14 protein-coding genes are annotated in these 17,815 nt (G+C 74.8%); 8 read left to right on the top strand and 6 right to left on the bottom strand.

Annotated elements, in window-relative coordinates:
• The first annotated feature begins 318 nt into the window (after nt 1-318).
• Complete coding sequence (locus ACH4EB_RS06580; protein WP_398346214.1) at nt 319-1,179, top strand: SigB/SigF/SigG family RNA polymerase sigma factor; 861 nt, start codon at nt 319-321, stop codon at nt 1,177-1,179.
• A gap of 8 nt (nt 1,180-1,187) precedes the next feature.
• Here ACH4EB_RS06580 and ACH4EB_RS06585 read toward each other — a convergent pair whose 3' ends face one another.
• Nucleotides 1,188-2,501, bottom strand: coding sequence for a PAS domain-containing protein (locus ACH4EB_RS06585; protein ID WP_398346215.1), 1,314 nt, complete (start codon nt 2,499-2,501; stop codon nt 1,188-1,190).
• Nucleotides 2,502-2,683: 182 nt separating this feature from the next.
• Here ACH4EB_RS06585 and ACH4EB_RS06590 point away from each other — a divergent pair, with 182 nt between their 5' ends.
• The 3 genes from ACH4EB_RS06590 (at nt 2,684) to ACH4EB_RS06600 (ending at nt 6,127) form a co-directional block, all read left to right on the top strand.
• Entirely contained in the window at nt 2,684-3,487 is an 804-nt protein-coding gene (locus tag ACH4EB_RS06590; protein ID WP_398346216.1) for an ANTAR domain-containing response regulator, read from the top strand.
• 182 nt (nt 3,488-3,669) lie between these two features.
• A complete protein-coding gene (locus ACH4EB_RS06595) occupies nt 3,670-4,884 on the top strand; it encodes an aminotransferase class I/II-fold pyridoxal phosphate-dependent enzyme (RefSeq protein ID WP_398346217.1) in 1,215 nt (404 codons plus the stop codon).
• A 163-nt stretch (nt 4,885-5,047) separates the two neighbouring features.
• Nucleotides 5,048-6,127 (top strand): MBL fold metallo-hydrolase, encoded by a 1,080-nt coding sequence (locus tag ACH4EB_RS06600; RefSeq protein ID WP_398346218.1) that lies wholly within the window; start codon nt 5,048-5,050, stop codon nt 6,125-6,127.
• Between the two features lie 269 nt (nt 6,128-6,396).
• On the opposite strand, the gene ACH4EB_RS06605 is transcribed toward ACH4EB_RS06600, so the two are convergent.
• A complete protein-coding gene (locus tag ACH4EB_RS06605; RefSeq protein ID WP_398346219.1) occupies nt 6,397-7,017 on the bottom strand; it encodes a DedA family protein in 621 nt (206 codons plus the stop codon).
• Entirely contained in the window at nt 7,014-7,826 is an 813-nt protein-coding gene (locus tag ACH4EB_RS06610; RefSeq protein ID WP_398346220.1) for an MBL fold metallo-hydrolase, read from the bottom strand. The genes ACH4EB_RS06605 and ACH4EB_RS06610 overlap by 4 nt, the downstream gene beginning before the upstream one ends.
• Nucleotides 7,827-8,461: 635 nt before the next feature.
• Here ACH4EB_RS06610 and ACH4EB_RS06615 point away from each other — a divergent pair.
• From ACH4EB_RS06615 to ACH4EB_RS06625, 3 genes are all read left to right on the top strand, one after another.
• The gene (locus ACH4EB_RS06615; protein WP_398346443.1) at nt 8,462-10,582 is read left to right on the top strand and encodes a phage holin family protein; all 2,121 of its coding nucleotides are present in this window, start codon (nt 8,462-8,464) and stop codon (nt 10,580-10,582) included.
• 87 nt (nt 10,583-10,669) lie between these two features.
• Entirely contained in the window at nt 10,670-12,031 is a 1,362-nt protein-coding gene (locus tag ACH4EB_RS06620) for an amino acid permease (protein ID WP_398346444.1), read from the top strand.
• A 574-nt stretch (nt 12,032-12,605) separates the two neighbouring features.
• Complete coding sequence (locus ACH4EB_RS06625; protein ID WP_398346221.1) at nt 12,606-13,007, top strand: nuclear transport factor 2 family protein; 402 nt, start codon at nt 12,606-12,608, stop codon at nt 13,005-13,007.
• A 153-nt stretch (nt 13,008-13,160) separates the two neighbouring features.
• Here ACH4EB_RS06625 and ACH4EB_RS06630 read toward each other — a convergent pair whose 3' ends face one another.
• Both ACH4EB_RS06630 and ACH4EB_RS06635 read right to left on the bottom strand, forming a co-directional pair.
• Complete coding sequence (locus ACH4EB_RS06630; RefSeq protein WP_398346222.1) at nt 13,161-13,982, bottom strand: helix-turn-helix domain-containing protein; 822 nt, start codon at nt 13,980-13,982, stop codon at nt 13,161-13,163.
• A 240-nt stretch (nt 13,983-14,222) separates the two neighbouring features.
• Nucleotides 14,223-16,049: an FAD-dependent oxidoreductase gene (locus ACH4EB_RS06635; protein ID WP_398346223.1), complete on the bottom strand. Its 1,827-nt coding sequence runs from the start codon at nt 16,047-16,049 to the stop codon at nt 14,223-14,225.
• A 219-nt stretch (nt 16,050-16,268) separates the two neighbouring features.
• On the opposite strand from ACH4EB_RS06635, the gene ACH4EB_RS06640 reads away from it, so the two are divergent.
• Nucleotides 16,269-16,592 carry a 4a-hydroxytetrahydrobiopterin dehydratase gene (locus ACH4EB_RS06640; RefSeq protein ID WP_398346224.1) on the top strand — a complete coding sequence of 108 codons (324 nt, stop codon included), beginning with the start codon at nt 16,269-16,271 and terminating at the stop codon, nt 16,590-16,592.
• 21 nt (nt 16,593-16,613) lie between these two features.
• Here ACH4EB_RS06640 and ACH4EB_RS06645 read toward each other — a convergent pair whose 3' ends face one another.
• Nucleotides 16,614-17,597 (bottom strand): YihY/virulence factor BrkB family protein, encoded by a 984-nt coding sequence (locus ACH4EB_RS06645; protein WP_398346226.1) that lies wholly within the window; start codon nt 17,595-17,597, stop codon nt 16,614-16,616.
• Between the last annotated feature and the right edge of the window lie 218 nt (nt 17,598-17,815).

Below are 17,815 nucleotides of genomic sequence, written 5' to 3' on the forward strand. Positions count from 1 at the left end.
GCCTTCCGCTGCCTCGCGTACGTGCTCCGCCGGCGGACCGGCCCACCCGGCCGTGGTCCGCCGCCCGGGGCCGGCCGGTGACTATTTGTCAGCAAGCCGTCCCGCACGGGTTACCTGGCCCGCGGACCGGAAACCTCCGAAGACGGTGCAGGCGGCGGCCGATTCGGCCGGCGAGGCGTTTACCGGCACCGGCTCCGGGCACGCGATCGGTGTGCTTCGGACCGGAGGCACGCCCGTGGGAGCGAACTGCTCCGCGAGCGTGCTCTCCGGCTGCGCTCCCGCGGAGGACCCCAGTCCACCGATCAGGGAGCCGAGACCATGCCCTCTGGACGCATACCTCATCTCGCGAGCACCCAGCGCGGCCAGCCCGCCGAACGCCGGCCGGTCGCCCGCCGCACCCAGAAGAAGCACCCGCACGACGACGCGCCGGACACCGGTGCCGACTTCCGCAAGCTGATGGCGCTGCCCGACGGGCCGGAGCGGGACGCGCTGCGCCAGAGCATCGTCTGTGCCTGGCTGCCGATGGCCGAACGTCTCGCGCGGCAGTTCCGCAACCGCGGCGAGACCACCGAGGACCTGACGCAGGTCGCCTCGCTCGGCCTGGTCAAGGCCGTGGACCGGTACGACCCGGACCGCGGCTGCGCGTTCGAGAGCTTCGCCGTGCCGACCATCGTCGGCGAGGTCAAGCGGCACTTCCGTGACCACATGTGGGGCCTGCACGTGCCCCGGCGCGTCCAGGAACTGCGCAACCGCGTCCGCGCGGCCACCCTGGAACTCACCCATGCGCCCGACGACCACCGCCCCGCCGCCCGGGACATCGCCCACCACACCGGCATGACGCTCGAAGAGGTACTGCTCGGCATGGAGGCCCTGGAGAGCTACTCGACGCTCTCCCTGGACGCCGAACTCCCCGGCGCCGACGACGGATACGCCCTCGTCGACACCCTCGGCGGCCCGGAGCCCGGCTTCGACCTCGTCGTCGACCGCGAGGCGGTCCGGCCCAAGCTGCAAATGCTCCCCGAGCGCGAGCGGCAGATCCTCTACCTGCGGTTCTTCTGTGACATGACGCAGAGCCGGATCGCCGACCGGCTCGGCATCTCGCAGATGCACGTCTCCCGTCTCATCAACCGCACCTGCACCCGCCTGTGCGACCAGGTCGGCGCGGCCGAAGCCGCCTGACCCGGTCTCTAGGGGTGCAGCGCGCGCCCCAGGTGGCGGGCCAGCCGGTCGACGGCGCCCGCCTCCGCCATGCTGAAGGCCCGCCGTCCGCCCGTGCGCAACAGCGTCAGGACGCCCCGCACGGGCCCCGTCCCCGCCCGCAGTGGCACGCACAGCAGCGAGGTCACCTCGGCTCGGGCCAGTATCGGTGCTCCCGCGGCGTCGTGACCGAACGCGCCGAGGTCCTCCGGACGCACCTGGAGGGTGGCGTTGCCCGCGCGGGCCGCCTCGACCACGACCGGGCAGTCCCCGGGAAACTGGGCGGCCAGGGTGGCCGTGAGGGAGTCGGACGGCCGCGGGCCGCCGGTGTCGCGCGGGCCCGCCGCACGGTCCGCTGCCGATCCGTCCGCTGCCGGGCCGTCTGCCGGTGCCCCGTCCGCCGTCGCCCCGTCCGCCTCCGGGCCGTACGCCTCGTCCCCGGCGTACGGCCCGGCTCTCTCGGCCCCGTACACCGCCACCCGAACCAACGGCCCCCCGCCGCCGGTCACCAGATCGGCCGTCACCCAGTCGGCGAAGCGCCCGCGCAGCAGCCGGCAGGCCCGGTCGAGTACGGCGGTGGGCTCCCGCGGCGACTCCAGGAGCGCCATGGTCATGTCGTCGAGGAGATCCATCAGTTCGGCGTTGCGGGTCACCTCGGACAGGCCGGGCCGCGGTGTGCCCGCCCGGCCCGCGTCCCCCGTGCGCTCCGCCGGGCCGGTCCGGTCCGCCGCCTCCCGGCCGGTCAGGAAGACCGTGAGCACGGACGTGCCCGGCTCGCCCTGGGGCCGCAGCGCCGTCATCGTGGCCCGCAGCGACTCGCCCGCGCGCCGCACCCCGTCCGGCGGCGGCAGCAGCCGTACGACCAGGCTGCGGTCGCCCTCGTTGCGGGAGACCGCCGCCACCTGGGAGCGGAAGGCGGCCCGCTCCTCGGGAACGAGCGAGGCGGTCAGCGGCCGGCCCGCCGCGTACCCGGCGCGCATCCCGAACAGCCGGGTGCCCGCGAAGTTCAGCCGCCGTATCACCGTGTCCGGACCCAGCAGCACCACCGCGAACGGCATCCGCTGGAACAGGGCGCGCAGCAACTGCTGTTCGTCGGAGGTCCGGCGGGCGCCGTTGTCCCGCTCCGCCGGCAGGCCCCGCTCCAGCCGGGGCAGGATCACATCGACGACGTGCTGGAGTTCGAAGAGAGCGGCGTCCAGGACGGACAGCCGCTCGGTGGAAGGCAGGGCGCGTGCGGCGCGCAGCTCTTCGACCCGTCTGCGGAAATCCGCGAGTTCCGCAGTGACGCGCTCGACCTCGGCCATGCCCTCACGCTAACCGGTGCGCCACCGGACCGTACCCCGGTGGCGGCAAGCCCGGCCGGCGGCCGGTCCCGGTCGCCCGAACTCGACGGGAAACAGGTGTTTTCGGCCGCCCGCACCGGGCAGCCGATCCATCAGGGACCCATGACTTCGTCGTCTACGGACCCGAAGGGACTGACCACACTGTGGACGCGACAACGCCGACCCGCACCCGCTTCGAGACCGGGGCGCCCGACCTCGCCGAGGGTTCCTCCGCCCGCAGCCTCGCCGGCCTCGCCGAACAGGTCGCCTGGTGCACTCCGGACAGTTGTGGCGCCGCCGTGACGATCAGCGGCGGCGAGGGCGCCGAAACACCGGTCGCGGTGACCCACCCCGACCTCTCCGCCCTGGTCAGCGTGCAATGGGAGTCCGGCGAGGGGCCCATCCCCGCGGCCCTGGACACCGGCCGGGCCGCTGGCGCCGACGACCTGCTGCACGAGAGCCGCTGGCCCGAGTACCGGGCCAAGGCCCTGGAGGCCGGGGTACGCTCCAGCGCCACCCTCCCGTACCGCCGCGACGGCATCACCCTCACCCTCACCGTCTACGGCTTCCGGCCGGGCCTGCGGATCGAGAAGGGCTGTACGGCGACCGACGTGCTGGGTGAGCTGGCCGCGACCGGACTGGCGCGGGAGCGCCGCTACCGTGAGGCGCTCGTCGAGGTGGACCAGCTCGATACCGCCCTGCGCACCCGGCCGGTGGTCGACCAGGCATGCGGCATCCTCATGTACGTGCTGGGGTGTGACGCGGACACGGCCTTCGACACGCTGCGCCGGCTGTCCCAGCGCACCAACCGCAAACTGTCCGATCTCGCCGGCGCCCTGGTCCGTACCCGCGGGCACGGGCTGGAGGCGGAGCTGCGCGCCCTGGGCGGGAAAGCCCGGCGCCCGCACCGCGCGCCCGCCCGCGGCCAGGAGACGGACGCCGCGCCGGACACCGACCCCTCCTCCTAGGGCCGCCGGAGCCGTTTCCTCCCGGGCCTCGCGCCCGCTTCCCGCCGCGCCCGGACACCGGCTCTCAGCCGACCGGTGACGTGTCGCCCCGCCTCCCGGCCCCCGTGATCTGCAAAGGTGGTCGGGGCCCGCACTCATGTGATGGGCCCACGATCGACCTGCCGTGGAGTGTGGAGGTACGGATGCAGCGGACGCCCCCGGGTCCGGATCCGGCCCCGGAGCCGGATCCGCCGGCGGGGCTGCCGGTCCTTCCGGAACTCGCCGCGTGCCTCGCCGCCGCGGCGGACCGTACGGAACCCGAGCCGCCCGGCGGCTCCCGGCCGCTGCGCGCCGCCGCCTGCGACTACTGGGGGCGCCGTGGCCTGTGGACCGCGCCGGAGCGGGTGCTCGCCGCGCCGGGCGCGCCCGCCCTGCTCCTCGCGCTGCTCGCCGCGGCCGGCGGTGACGTGCTGCTGCCGCGCCCCTGCGCCCAGTGGTACGCGCCGGCCGCCGGGCTGCTCGGCCGGGAGGTGCACCGCGTGCCCGTACCGGCCGAATCCGGCGGCGTACCGGACGCGTTCACCCTGCTGGAAGCTGTCCGCCGGGCCCGGCAGACCGGCGAGGGGCCGCGGATCCTGCTGGTCTCCGTCGCCGACGACCCCAGCGGCACCTGCCCGCCGCCCGAGCTGGTGCACGAGGTGTGCGAGGCGGCAGCGGCGGACGGACTGTGGGTCGTCAGCGACGAGACCGGCCGCGACCTGCTGCACGACCCGCACGACACGGTCGTCCTGAGCCCGGCCGAGATGCTGCCGGACGACGTCGTCGTCCTGGCCGACCTGCGGGCCACCCTGGTGCCGGCGTCCTGGCCCGTGGCACTGGCCCGCTTCCCGGACACCGAGCGCGGCGAAGGGCTGCGCGCCGCGACCCTGGAACGGCTGGCGGCGCTGCGCACCCCGGTGGCCGGACCGGTCGCCGCCGCCGTCACCCACGCACTCACCGAACCGCAGCCCGTACGGTCCCGCACCGCCGCCGCTGCCCGGGTGCACGGCACCCTCGCCAGGGCACTGCACCACACCCTCACGGCGGCAGGCGCCGTCTGCCGCCCGCCGCACGCGGGCAGTCACCTCTACGCCGACTTCGACCCGCTGCGCCCGGCGCTGGCCGCCCGGGGCATCACCGGAGCGGACCGTCTCGAAGGCGCCCTCGCGCACTGGGCGGCGCGCGGCGGGCACCGGTTCGGCGACGACCCGCGCGCGCTGCGCGTACGACTGAGCACCGAGGCGCTGCTCGGCCCCGGCACCGGCCACCGGCACCAGGTCCTCGACGCCCCCGACCCCCTGCAACTCCCGCACGTGGCCGAAGAGTTGAGCGCCCTGTCCGCCACCCTCGCCGCGCTCACGGGCCCCGGCCCCGCGTAGCCGGCCGGCTCGCCGCCGTCCGTCCGCGCCCCGCCCGTGCCGCCCTCCGGCCCCCGGCCCGGCACCCGTCCCCTCCGGCCTTCGTCCCCGGCCTCCGCCCGCACCCCGGTGGCCGTCCCGACCGGCATCACGGCCGGTCATGCCCACCGAATGGAGCCCCTCGATGACCGAACAGACCGAACGTTCCCTCACCGAGCCTCTCCCGCCGGCCGTGGGCCCGCGCCCGGCCGGCGCCGCGTCCGCACCGGTCCGCCCGCTGGGCGAGGTCCGCACCTGGCCCCGCGACTTCACCGACCGGCTCACCGCGCCGCTGCCCGGCGTACGCGCCCTGGCCCGCATCGCCCGCGAAGGCAAGCTGCGGCCGTCCGCCCAGGCCCTCCTCGACATCCCGGACCTGCCCTTCGAACCGGGCCCGCTGCCGCGGCCCGGCCCCCGGGACCTCGCCGTCACCTGGGCGGGCCACGCGAGCTGGGTCCTGCGCATCGGCGGCCTGACCGTACTGACCGACCCCGTGTGGTCCCGCAAGATCCTGGGCACCCCACCCCGCGTCACCCCGGTCGGCGTCCGCTGGCAGGACCTGCCGCCCGTCGACGCCGTCGTCATCAGCCACAACCACTACGACCACCTCGACGCCCCCACTCTCAAGCGGCTGCCCCGGCACACCCCGCTCCTGGTGCCCGCCGGACTCGCCCGCTGGGCCCGCCGGCGCCGCTTCACCCACGTCACCGACCTGGACTGGTGGGAGGCCGTCGAACTGCCCGGACCCGCCGGGCCGGTCCGCTTCGACTTCGTCCCCGCCCACCACTGGAGCAAGCGCACCCTGACCGACACCTGCCGCTCCCTGTGGGGCGGCTGGGTGCTGACGGCGCCGGACGGGCGGCGGGTGTACTTCGCCGGCGACACCGGGTACGGCCACTGGTTCGAGGAGATCGGCGGCCGCTACCCGGACATCGACCTGGCGCTGCTGCCGATCGGCGCGTACGACCCGCGCTGGATGCTGCGCCCGGTGCACACCGACCCCGAGGAAGCGGTCCGCGCCTGCCAGGACCTGGGCGCCCGCGCGATGGCCCCGATGCACTGGTCGACGTTCCTGCTGTCCGCCGAGGCGCCCCTGGAGCCGCTGCACCGCGTACGCGCCGCCTGGGAGGCCGCCGGACGCCCGCGCGACGACCTCTGGGACCTCGCGGTGGGCGCGTCACGCCTGCTGGAAGGGCCGGTCGGCGGGCAGCCGCAGACGGGGTGAGGTTACGGGGCGGGCGTGGCGGCGTATCGGCCGGGGGCGGCGGCGTACGGGGGCCGGTGCGGCGTACGGACGGCGTGCGGACTGGGCGCGGCACGTACGGGTTGGGCGCGGCGGGTACGGGCTGGGCATCGGGCGCACGGGTCGGGCACGGCAGGCAGCGCGCGATGGCGGGCTGCGGTGTACTGCGGTCTACTGCCGTGTACTGCCGTGTACTGCCGTGTACTGCCGTGTACTGCCGTGTACTTCGACGGGCCGTGGTGTACGGCCGTTCAGCCGGTCTTGCCGTGGCGCAGCCGCCGCCACACCGCGGGCGCCCCGCTGAGCACCGCCGTCAGGCCGACCGCCGCGGCCACGCCCTGCCACGGCTCGCCGAACAGGGAACCGCCCAGCAGGCCGATGAGCTGGTACGTCGCCGCCCAGGCCAGACAGGCCGGCAGATCACCGCGGGCGAACCGGCGCAGCGGCACCCGCGACAGCAGGCACGCCAGCATCACCGGTATCCGCCCGGCCGGCACCAGCCGCGACAGGACGAGCACCAGCACGCCGTGCTCGCGCAGCTTGGTCCGCGCCCGCGCCAGCCGCTCCGGCGCCGCGCGGTCGCGCAGCCGCTCCAGCCAGCGCGACCCGTTGCGGGACCGTACGCCGCGCTGCCCGAGCCAGTACAGCGCCAGGTCCCCGAGGAAGGCGGCGAGCGCGGCCACCCCGAAGACCACCAGCAGGCCCCACGGCGACCGCTGGTGGAAGGCCACCACCGCGGCGGAGCTGACCACCGCGCCCGTCGGCACCACCGGCACCAGCGACCCCAGCACCACCAGCAGGAACAGCGACGGATACCCCACCACCTGCTGGGTCGACTCCGCGGGCACACCGCCCGCCAGCTCGCCGATCACCGCGCCACCGCCGGCCGTACGGACTCGCCGTGCGCGAGCCGGTGCACGGCCACCCGCGGCGCCAGCCGCCCGGCCTGCCGCGCGAACTCGTCACCGGGGGAGTGGAACTCGTGCGGGCGCACCGCGTCCAGGCCGATCGGCCAGTACGTGCCGTAGTGCACCGGGACCGCGCTGACCGGCACCAGCCGGGCCGCCGCCTCGGCCGCCCGCCGCGCGTCCAGATGCCCGTGCCCCAGGAACGGACCCCAGCCGCCCACCGGCAGCAGGGCCACGTCGCAGGCACCGACCTCCTCGGCCATGGAGTCGAAGAGCCCGGTGTCGCCCGCGAAGTACGTCGCCGCCGTGCCGTGCACCACGTAGCCGAGCGCCGGTACCCGATGCGGACCGTACGGCAGCCGGCGCCCGTCGTGCGCGGCGTGCACCGCGCGGACGGTCACCTCACCGGGGCCGTACGAGTCCGGCCGCGCGGCGCGGACCGTGACCGACTCGCCGGGCCGCAGCTCGGTGACCGCCAGCCCGCGCGCCGCCGCCACCCGCCGCAGCCCCGGCACCGCGGCGACGGCGCCGCGTGGCACCACCACCCGGGTGCCCGGCGCGAGGCGGGCCAGCGAGGCGGGGTGCAGGTGGTCGGCGTGCAGATGGGAGACGAGGACGGCGTCGGCGCGGGCCGCGGCCGGCGGCGGGAGCGCGCCCCGGCGGCGTCGCAGATGCGCCAGCCGCCGGGTGAACAGCGGGTCGGTCAGGACCCGTACACCCGAATCGGCGACCGTAACGGTGGCATGTCCCCACCAGGTGACTTCCACCGCCACGACGACCTCCCGACCCGACCGGAAACGACACACCGCGGGCCGGCCCGCACGGTCCGCTCCCGCCGTACGCCACGCCCCACCCCTCGATCCTGCCTCATCCCGCCGCGACGCCGGCCAGGCCGGGCCGGGTCTTGTGGAGGGGTGGCCCGCGCGCTGTTCGGGGTGCGCCGAACGGGCAGGTTCCGTTCGGCGTGCGGGCGGGCGGGCGCGAGGCAGGGGCAAGACGGGCGCAAGGCGGGGGTGGACGGGGCCGGACGCCCGTGCGGCGCCCCTCGGCGGGCTCGGCGGCCGCGGGCCGGTGAGGGCTGCCCCCCCGGCCGGTGAGGGCTGCCCGCCGTGCGGTGATGGCCGCCCCCCTTGGTCCGGACACATCCCGTTCGGCGCCGGACGCGGGCCTCGGTTACTCGGAAGCTCGGTTACTCGGATACTCGGACGCGACGGGCGGCCGGTGCCGACCGGGAGGCCGTGGTCGACGGCGTGTTCGCGCGGGCGGAGTCCCGCCGCCCGGGGCCGGCCCGTGACCTGCCCGGCGCCGCCGTCCGGCCGCGCTGTCAGTGGGCTGTGACACGCTGTGTGCGAGATGCCCGGCGAAGGTGTCCGAGCGTGACGAGCGGCGGGAGCGAGGTGCGTGGGCGATGCGGCGGCCCCGGTGGCGGACGGCGGGCGGTGCCCTGCTGCGGGTGACGGCGGTCTGGGCGGTGTCCTCGCTGACGCTGCTCCTGCTCGCCGGTCTGCTGCCCGACTTCCGCCTCCAGTCGGCGAGCGGTGACAGCCTCACCCGCACCTTCCTCACCGCCGCGCTCGGCGCCGGAGCCTTCGGTCTGCTCAGCGCCCTGGTCTGGCCCCTGCTCGTGCGCGCCCTGCTGCTGGTGCCCGCCCTCGTCCTCGGTCTGCTGGTCTTCTTCCTGAACGGCTCGCTGCTGCTGGTCGCCCTCGGGCTGATCCCCGAGGGGCGCGGTCAGGCCGCGCCCGAGACGGCCGTGATCGTCGCCGCCGTGATGTCCGCGACCTCGTCCGCCACCTCCACCTTCCTCGCGGTGCGGGACGACGACGCGTACCGCCGCCGTCTGGTGCGACTGGCCGGCCGCCGGCACGGCCGCCGCCGCGGTGCCCCCGGCGACCCGGGCCCCGTCGCGCCCGGCACGCTCTTCCTCCAGCTCGACGGCCTCGGCCACGACGTGCTGCGCGAGGCGACGAGCGGTGAGCGGCCCCTGATGGGGACGGTCGCGGGCCTGCTCGGCAGCACCCACCGGCTGACCCCGTGGCGTACGGACTGGTCCAGCCAGACCGGCGCCAGCCAGCTCGGTATCCTGCACGGCAGCAACCACGACCTGCCCGCCTTCCGGTGGTACGAGAAGGAGACCGGCCGGCTGGTCGTCAGCAACCGGCCCAGCGGCGCGGTCGAGCTCCAGGAGCGCGCCGTGGCCCGCACCGGCGACGCCGGGCTGCTCAGCTTCGACGGCGCGAGCCGCGGCAACCTCTTCAGCGGCGGCGCCGACCAGCTCGCCCTGGTGATGTCGGTGGCCGCCCGCCGCGGCCGGCACAACCGCTCCCGCGCGGGCTATTTCGCGTACTTCTCCGACCCGGCCAACGCGACCCGCACCGCCGTCTCCTTCGTCGCCGAGATCTTCCGCGAGGTGGGCCAGTCCCTGCGGTCCCGGTTCCGCCGGGAGACGCCGCGCGTCAGGCGCGGCGGCCTCTACCCGTTCATCCGGGCCTTCGCGACCGTCGTCGAGCGTGACGTGGTGGTCGCCGCCGTGATCGGCGACCTGCTCGCCGGCCGCACGGCCGTCTACGCCGACCTGGTCGCCTACGACGAGGTCGCGCACCACTCCGGCCCCCGGCACCGCGACACCCGCCAGGTGCTGCGCCGCCTGGACCGCGCCGTCGGGCTGATCCACGACGCCGCCCAGTACGCCCCCCGCCGGTACCGCCTCGTGCTGCTCTCCGACCACGGCCAGAGCCCCGGCGCGACCTTCCTGGAGGCCTACGGACTCGGCCTGGAGGACCTGGTGCGGGCCGGCTGCGGCCTGCCGGTCTCCCGGCGTGCCGGACGGACCGCGAGCGGAGCCGAGGCGCGCGAGGCGGCCCGCGCCGCGCTGCACCGTCCGGAGGGCGCGGACGGCTGCGGCCCATCCGACCCCGTTGTGCTGGCCTCGGGCAATCTGGGCCTGGTGTCCTTTCCCGACCTGCCCGGCCGGGTCACGCGCGAGGAGATCGAGCGTCGCCACCCGGCGCTGCTGGCCACCCTCGCCAACCACCCCGGTATCGGCTTCCTGCTCGTGCGCTCCGCCGAGGACGGGGCCGTGGTGCTGGGGCCGGGCGGCGCCGAGCACCACCTCGACACCGGCCGGATCGTGGGCCGCGATCCGCTGGCCGGCTTCGGCGCGGGGGCCGCGGACGCCGTACGGCGCACGGACGGCTTCCCGCACACGGCGGACATCATGGTCAATTCCTCCTGCGATCCGGCCACGGGCGCGGTGCACGCCTTCGAGGAGCAGATCGGCTCGCACGGCGGGCTGGGCGGCGAGCAGAGCCGGCCCTTCCTGCTGTGGCCCGCCGAACTGTCCCCGCCCACCGACGGCGCGGAACCGGCCGGTGCGGAGCGGATCCACGCCATCCTGCGGCGCTGGCTGCGCGAGGTGGACGGGCCGCAGATACCCCTCGGGGGCCCGGCGGACGAACTACGGCCGGAGGGGCCCGAGCCCGAAGTATTTTCACCGGCCGACGGTGCCGTGCGGGACAATACCCGCTGATTTTGTGCAACGTTGCAGGTCGAAGACGATGAGCAGTCGCCCGGCATCCCCGGGCCCGCACAGCACGACGAGAGGCTCACCCCAGCCATGCACGACCGGCACACCCGCCGCTTCGGTCTCGGTACCGCGACCTGCCTAGTGATGGGCAACATCATCGGCGGCGGCATCTTCCTGCTGCCGGCCTCGGTGGCGCCCTTCGGTACCGTGAGCCTGGTCGCCTTCGGCGTCCTGACCGTGGGCGCCATCGCGCTGGCCCTGGTCTTCGGGAGACTGGCCGAACGCCACCCGGACACCGGCGGCCCCTATGTCTACGCCCGTGAGGCGTTCGGCGACTTCGCCGGTTTCCTGTCGGCCTGGTCCTACTGGACCATGACGTGGGTGAGCAACGCGGCCCTCGCGGTCGCCGCCGTCGGCTATGTCCACGTGCTCTTCCCCGGGCACGACTCCAAGGGGATGGACCTGCTGGTGGCGCTGGTCGCGCTCTGGCTCCCGGCGCTGTCCAACTTCGCCGGCACCCGCTACGTCGGCGCGGTCCAGCTCGTGTCCACGGTCCTGAAGTTCGTCCCGCTGCTCTTCATCGCGGTCATCGGCCTGTTCTTCTTCGACCCGGACAAACTGGGCGCGTTCAACGAGGGCGGCGGCAGCGCGGTCGGCGGTCTGTCGGCCGCCGCGGCGATCCTGCTCTACAGCTACGTGGGCGTGGAGTCCGCGGCGATGAGCGCCGGCGAGGTGCGCGACCCCGAGCGCAACGTGGGCCGCGCCACCGTCCTCGGCACGATCGGCGCCGCCGTCGTCTACCTGCTCGGTACGGTCTCGGTCTTCGGCACGGTCGCGCACGACAAGCTGGTGGACTCCAAGGCACCGTTCTCCGACGCGGTGAACGCCATGTTCGGCGGGCAGTGGGGCGGCACGGTCATCGCGATCGCGGCGGTCGTCTCCATCGTCGGCGCGCTGAACGGCTGGACGCTGATGAGCGCCCAGTCGCCGTACGCCGCGGCCAAGGACGGGCTGTTCCCGGCGGCCTTCCTGAAGAAGCAGCGCGGTGTGCCGACCTTCGGCGTACTGGCCGCCTCGGTGCTGGCCACCGCCCTGACCGTGATCAACTACCTGATCGGCGCGGGCGGCGTCTTCGAGATCCTCGTACTGATCACCACGTTCTCGGCGACCGTGCCCTATCTGCTCGCCGCGGCCGCCCAGATCTACTTCCTGCTGACCGGCGAGCGCGACAAGGTCCGCCCGGCCCGCTTCGCCCGGGACCTGGTGCTCGCGCTGGTCGCCTTCGGTTTCACCTTCTGGCTGGTGGCCGGCGCCGGATACGCGGCGATCTACCAGGGCGTGCTGTTCCTGTTCGCCGGCATCCTCGTCTACGCCTGGATGGCGGCCCGCCGCACGGCCCGCCGCCGCGCGGAGGAGACCGCGGCCGGAGAGGCGGGACAGCTCACGCGGTGACACCACCGGCGGGCCGCTCGGCAGTGACGGCCGAGCGGCCCGCCGGCACCCAGCACCGCACGGCGCCCCCGGGCACCACCCCACCCGGCCGCCAGGCGATCGCCCGCCTGCACACCACCTTTCATCGCGTCGGCCCTCCACCGCGCCGGCCCTCCACCGCGCCGGCCTTTCACCGTGCCGGCCCTCCAGCGCGTCGGCCTTCCGAGACGGCGCTCTCCGAGGTGGCGCTCCCCGAGACGGGGCCCTCCCCGACGACGTCCCTTCCCACGGCCCTCCCCTCGAACCCGCGCCCGGCGGAGCCGTACGTACCCGTCCGGTCCGTTCCGCGCTCCGGCCGCTTCGTGGCCTGCGCGGGGAGCGCCTCGCCGCCGAACCGGGTCCCGCCGTCCAGCAGGCGCCGGCCGTGCTGCTCTCCCGGCCCATTACCTGCGGCGTAATCGACCCGTCCCGCGCGCCCCGGCATCTTTGAGGCACCGGTTCACGGGCCGGCGCACTCCGGCCCGCGGACCGGCCCTCCTGAGGGCCGTGACGCACCGCGGCCCGCACCACGTGACGAGACATGAGGAGTACGGCCATGACGCGGACGAGCACCCAGCAGGCGGGCACGGAGCGGTACGAGGGCGCGGTCGCCCGGTATTTCACGGCCTGGAACGCGGCCGGGGACGGCGGTGACGCCACGGCCGAGGCCGTCGCCGCGGCCTTCACCGAGGACGCCACCTACACCGACCCGCTCGCCGACGCCACGGGACGCGACCGGCTCGCCGCCGTCATCGCCGGGGTCCACGCGCAGTTCCCCGGCTCCGTCTTCCGGCCGCTGGGCACCCCGGACGGGCATCACGACCTGGTGCGGTTCGGCTGGGAACTGGTGGCGCCGGACGGTTCGGCCCCGGTCGCCGGGTTCGATGTCGCCACCCTCGCGGCGGACGGCCGGATCCGCTCCGTCTCCGGCTTCCTGGACCGCGTACCCGCCGTGTGAGCGGTGCCGTGACGAGCGGCACCGGTATGGGTCCCCGGCGCCGAACGGGCCCGATGCCGATATGCGCCCGGCACGGGCCCGGCACCCGTGCGCGGCCCCGGCACCCGTACGGCCCCCGGCCCCGATACGGCCCCGGCGCACGGGCGCCGGCCCCTACGGGATCCAGGTCCGCAGATGCCCGGCCGTCTCCGGGTCCGCCGGGAGGAAGGTCTCCAGGGCGAGTTCGGAGACGGTCACGTCCATCGGCGTGTTGAAGGTGGCGATCGTGGAGATGAACGACAGCACCCGCCCGTCGTGTTCGATCACCATCGGCAGCGCGTACGGGGCGTGCCCGCCGTCCGCGGCCGTCTCCCGCCCGCCGTCGGGCAGCGGATAACCGCTCACCTCCTCGTACACCGCGCGCAGCGGCGCGGAGCGCATGACCGCCAACTGCCGCTGCATCTGGGCGAGCAGATGCTCCCGCCACTCCGGGAAGTTGCGGATGCGCGGAGCCAGCCCCGCGGGGTGCAGGGTGACGCGCATCGCGTTCAGCGGCGGTTCCAGCAGTTCCGCGCCGACGCCCGCCAGCAGTGCCTGGATGCCCCGGTTCGCGGCGACGACGTGGTACGTGGCGTCGACGACCAGGGCCGGGAACGGCTCGTAGCCCGTCAGCAGCCGTTCCATGCCGGCCCGCAGCGCGTCCATCGACGGGTCGTCCAAGGGGGTCTCCGGGAAGCCGGGCGCGTAACCCGCCGCGATGAGCAGCGCGTTGCGCTCGCGTACGGGTATGTCGAGGTGCTCGGCCAGTCGCAGCACCATCTCCTGGCTGGGCCGGGCGCGGCCGGTCTCGACGAAGCTGATGTGCCGGGCGGAGGAGTCGGCACGCAGGGCCAGGTCGAGCTGGCTGACGCGACGCCGGACCCGCCACTCGCGCAGCAGCGCGCCCACACCCGTCGTGCCGGACCCCGTCTTTGGGGAGACCGCAGCAGTCGTCATGGCCGAACGGTAGCCGATCCCGTACGTCTGTACGGGGAGAAATTGCTGCACCCAGGAGGCCACGGGCCCCGGCCCCGAACGCCGGGAGCGTCCGGACGAGCTGCCGGAGCAGACCACCGGGACCGGGGGCCCCGGGGCCATCCCGGACACCACCGATCTCACCCCGGCCCCTGCCGGACTGACCCCGCCCCCTGCCGGAGCGCCGGGCCGTGCCGCCCAGGCCCCGCGGCCCTGGGGGCGTCACCCCAGGTCGAACGCGTTGCGCAGCCCGAGCCGGTACCGCGTCTCGTCGTGTCTCTTGAGCGCCGCGAACTCCGGCGCCCGGTACAGCGGAATCACCGCGCACCGTTCGGCGGCGGACCCGGTCGCGTCCAGCAGGGCGTTGACGGCCTGCCGTGCGGACGCGTTGGCGCCCTCCATGGTCGCCAGGTCGATGTCGACGGCCACGTAGTCCCCGGCCAGGAAGAGGTTGGGGATCGCCGTGCGGGACGTGGGCCGGTTCAGCCAGGAGCCGGTGGGGTGGATCAGGAGCTGCTCGTCGTTGGCGGGGTGCGGCGTGCCGAGCCCGGACACGGCCGGGTCCAGGAACCAGGAGTGCAGCGCCGCGTCCCGCAGCACGGTCCTCCCGGTGTCGTTGAGGCCGGCCTTCATCTGCGCCCAGGCCTCCCGCGCGACCTCCTCGCGCGTGCACTGCTTGGCGGTCTTCCCGTACAGAATGCCCGGCTGGTCCCACTCCGAGATGTCCACCGACAGGCAGTCGGCGGCCAGTCCGTCACCGTAGTCGGCCGGGAAGTTCCGGTTCTTCCAGTACTGCGCCTGGCCGACCGAGGTCAGCGACCACGGCGAGTCGATGTGGTTGACGTGCCCGTGGATGACCGGCGTCGGCTCGGTCAGGTAGAACTGGATGCCCGTCATCCAGTCCGTCGCCAGCTTGTCGCAGCGGGCGAGCTGCGGGTCGGCGGCCCGTACGGCGGCGTTCCAGGTCGTACGGGCGTGTTCGACCGGCATCGCCTGGACGAAGTGGTCGGCGACGACCGACTGCCGCGCGCCCTGCGGGTCGGTGACGACTGCCTCCGTGATCCGGCCGCCGGACAGCCGCAGGTCCCGTACGGCCCACCCGACCCGGAACTGCACGCCCAGCGACCGCAGATGCGTCACCCACGGGTCGATCCACGCCTCGTTGGTGGGCAGGTTCAGCACCCGGTCGGGCTGGCCGTCCGCGCCCCGGCCCAGCAGGTTGAAGACGAACGCCTCGGCGCAGGTCGCGACGGTCCGGGTGGAGGCGATCTCCGCCTTGGTCGCGACGATGTTGCGGGTCAGGCCGACGGCCAGCAGCCGCTGGTAGTCGGGGGACATCGAGGCGGCCCGTACGTAGCGCCACCACGGCGTGTGCTCCCACACGCCCAGCCGGCGCCGGTCGCAGCTCGTCAGGAAGACCAGCAGCCGGTTGGCGAAGTACGCGATCTCGTGGAGGGGCAGGTGGGTGGCGGTCTCCAGCAGCCCGGTCAGCATGCGCAGGAACGCGTCGGGGGTCAGTACGGGTGGCGGGGTGCCGACGGCGGAGAACGGGATGCGGAGGTCCTCCCGGCCGCCGGTGCGGGCGAACATCACCTCGGTGGAGGCGACGAGGTTGTCGTGGCAGCCGTTGGCGTTGCCGGGGAACGGGATGCGGCGCAGGGTGTCCGGCAGGTTGTGGTAGATGCCCGGGATGAAGCGGAAGCCGTGCTCGCCGGGCAGCGGCTTGCGGCCGCCGCGCGCGCTGTCCGGCACGTCCATGCTGCGGGCCTTGCCGCCGAGGCCCTCGGGTTTGCGTTCGTAGACGGTGACCTGGAAGCCGCGTTCGGCCAGTTCGTGCGCGGCGGTCAGCCCGGCCACACCGCCGCCGAGGACGGCCACGGTCCGGCCCGCGGCACCGCGCCGGGCGGCCGGTGCCGGCGCGGCGGCCGCCGTACCGCCCGTTCCCAGGGCGAGCGCGCCGCCCAGCGCCGCAGCCCCGCCCAGGAACGTCCGCCGGGGCTGCCCGCCGCCGGTTCTGTGCGCCTGCTCCGTACGGTCCTCGGTGTCCACGGCTGCTCCCTACTACCCCCGGTAACGGACGGCCCGTCAGGCGCAGGAGCATAGAAGCGGCCCCCTGTCCCCGGAAGCCCGCGGCGTGGCCGTCCGCACATTGGCGGGAAAGCGTCCTCGGCGTGCCACGCTGGAACTGCTGCAATCGACAGGGCACGGACGGCCCGGTGGTACGGGCGGTGCGTGCGGCCATGTGCTGTGACGGAGAGGCGGAGCGAGATGGACGCTCACGGGGCCCCATCGACGGACCCACTGACGGACAAGGAGATCGAGGACCGCCTCGCGGAGCTGCCCGGCTGGTCGGTGACGGACGGCAGCCTGACCCGCGCCTACACGTTCGACCGGCACCTTCGGGCCGCCGCGATGGTGATCCACGTGGCCCAGATCCAGGAGGAGCTGAACCACCACTCCGAACTGACCCTCGGCTACGACACACTGACCGTCGCCGTGAACACCCACAGCGCCGGCCAGGCGGTCACCGCCCTCGACTTCACCCTGGCCCACCGGGTCGAGGAGATCGCGACCGGGCACGGGGGGCGTTGAGCGGGAGGCCGGGCGGAGCGCTCAGCCGTCGCGTCGCGCGGCACCGTCCGCCGCGTCCTGCGGGCCGTCCGGGCCCTCCGTTCGCGCGTCCGGACGCTCCATCCGGGCGAGTTCCGCGTTGAACTGGGCACCGCTCAGCAGGGACAGGTGGGAGAACCACAGCCATATCAGGAAGACGACGGGCCCGGCGAGCGACCCGTACAGCCGGTTGAACGTGCCCACGTACGAGACGTAGAACGTGAACCCCGCCGAGGCCACCAGCCACAGCAGCACCGCGACCACCCCGCCGGGCACCGCGCGCCGCCCGCGCGAACGCGACGGGCCCGTACGGAAGAGCACCATCACCAGCACGACGGCCAGCAGCAACAGCAACGGCCACTGCAACAGGTTCCACATCGCCCCGCCCGCTTCGCCGAGCCCCAGGCGCCGCCCGACCGCGCTCGCCGTCGGCCCGCTGACCAGCAGGACGACCGCGCTGCTGATCAGCAGCGCCATCAGCAGCAGCGCCGTCGCCAGAATGCGCGGCGCCTTGCGCCACGGCGGCCGGTCGTCCTTGACGCGGTACATCGCGTGCAGGGCCCGCCGGAACACCGCCAGGTAACTGCACGAGGACCACAGGGCGCTGACCGTCGCGCCCCCCACGAGCATCCACACGGCGGTCCGCTGCTGCGCCATGGTGACCAGGGCCCGGCGGACGGTGGCGCCCGAACCGGCCGGGGCGAGGGCGCTGATGTGGTTGATCAGCTCCTCGGTGGACGCGGGATTGGCCAGCCCGACGAGCGAGATGGTGACGATCACCGAGGGCAGCAGGGCCAGCACCGAGTAGTACGTCAGGCTGGCCGCCCAGTCGGACACGTCGTCGTTCCAGATGGAGACCGGGGTACGGCGGGCCGCGGTCCGGATCCGGGGCCAGCTCGGCAGCGCGGCGCCGCGGGCGCGCGGCCTGCCGGTGCCGGCCGTGAGCAGCGACTGGTGCAGCCCGCGGTCCGTACCGCTCCCGCTCATGTGGGTCCGTCCTCTCCTCGTGCCGGGTGCGCCGGGCACTCGTTCCGTCTGCCCGTTTGTGCAGCGTACAAGCGTGTGTGGCGCACTCCGTCCGGTGGTGTGCCGTGGTAGGCGTCTTCCGTGCGGCCGGACCGGCGGCCGTGTGGCGTCGCGGGCCCGCGGGTGACCGACGGAGTGACTCCCGTACCGCCGTACTGCCCCACAACCGCATATCCCGC

Origin of the sequence: Streptomyces sp. NPDC018045, assembly GCF_044327445.1 — a bacterium.
GTDB lineage: Bacteria > Actinomycetota > Actinomycetes > Streptomycetales > Streptomycetaceae > Streptomyces.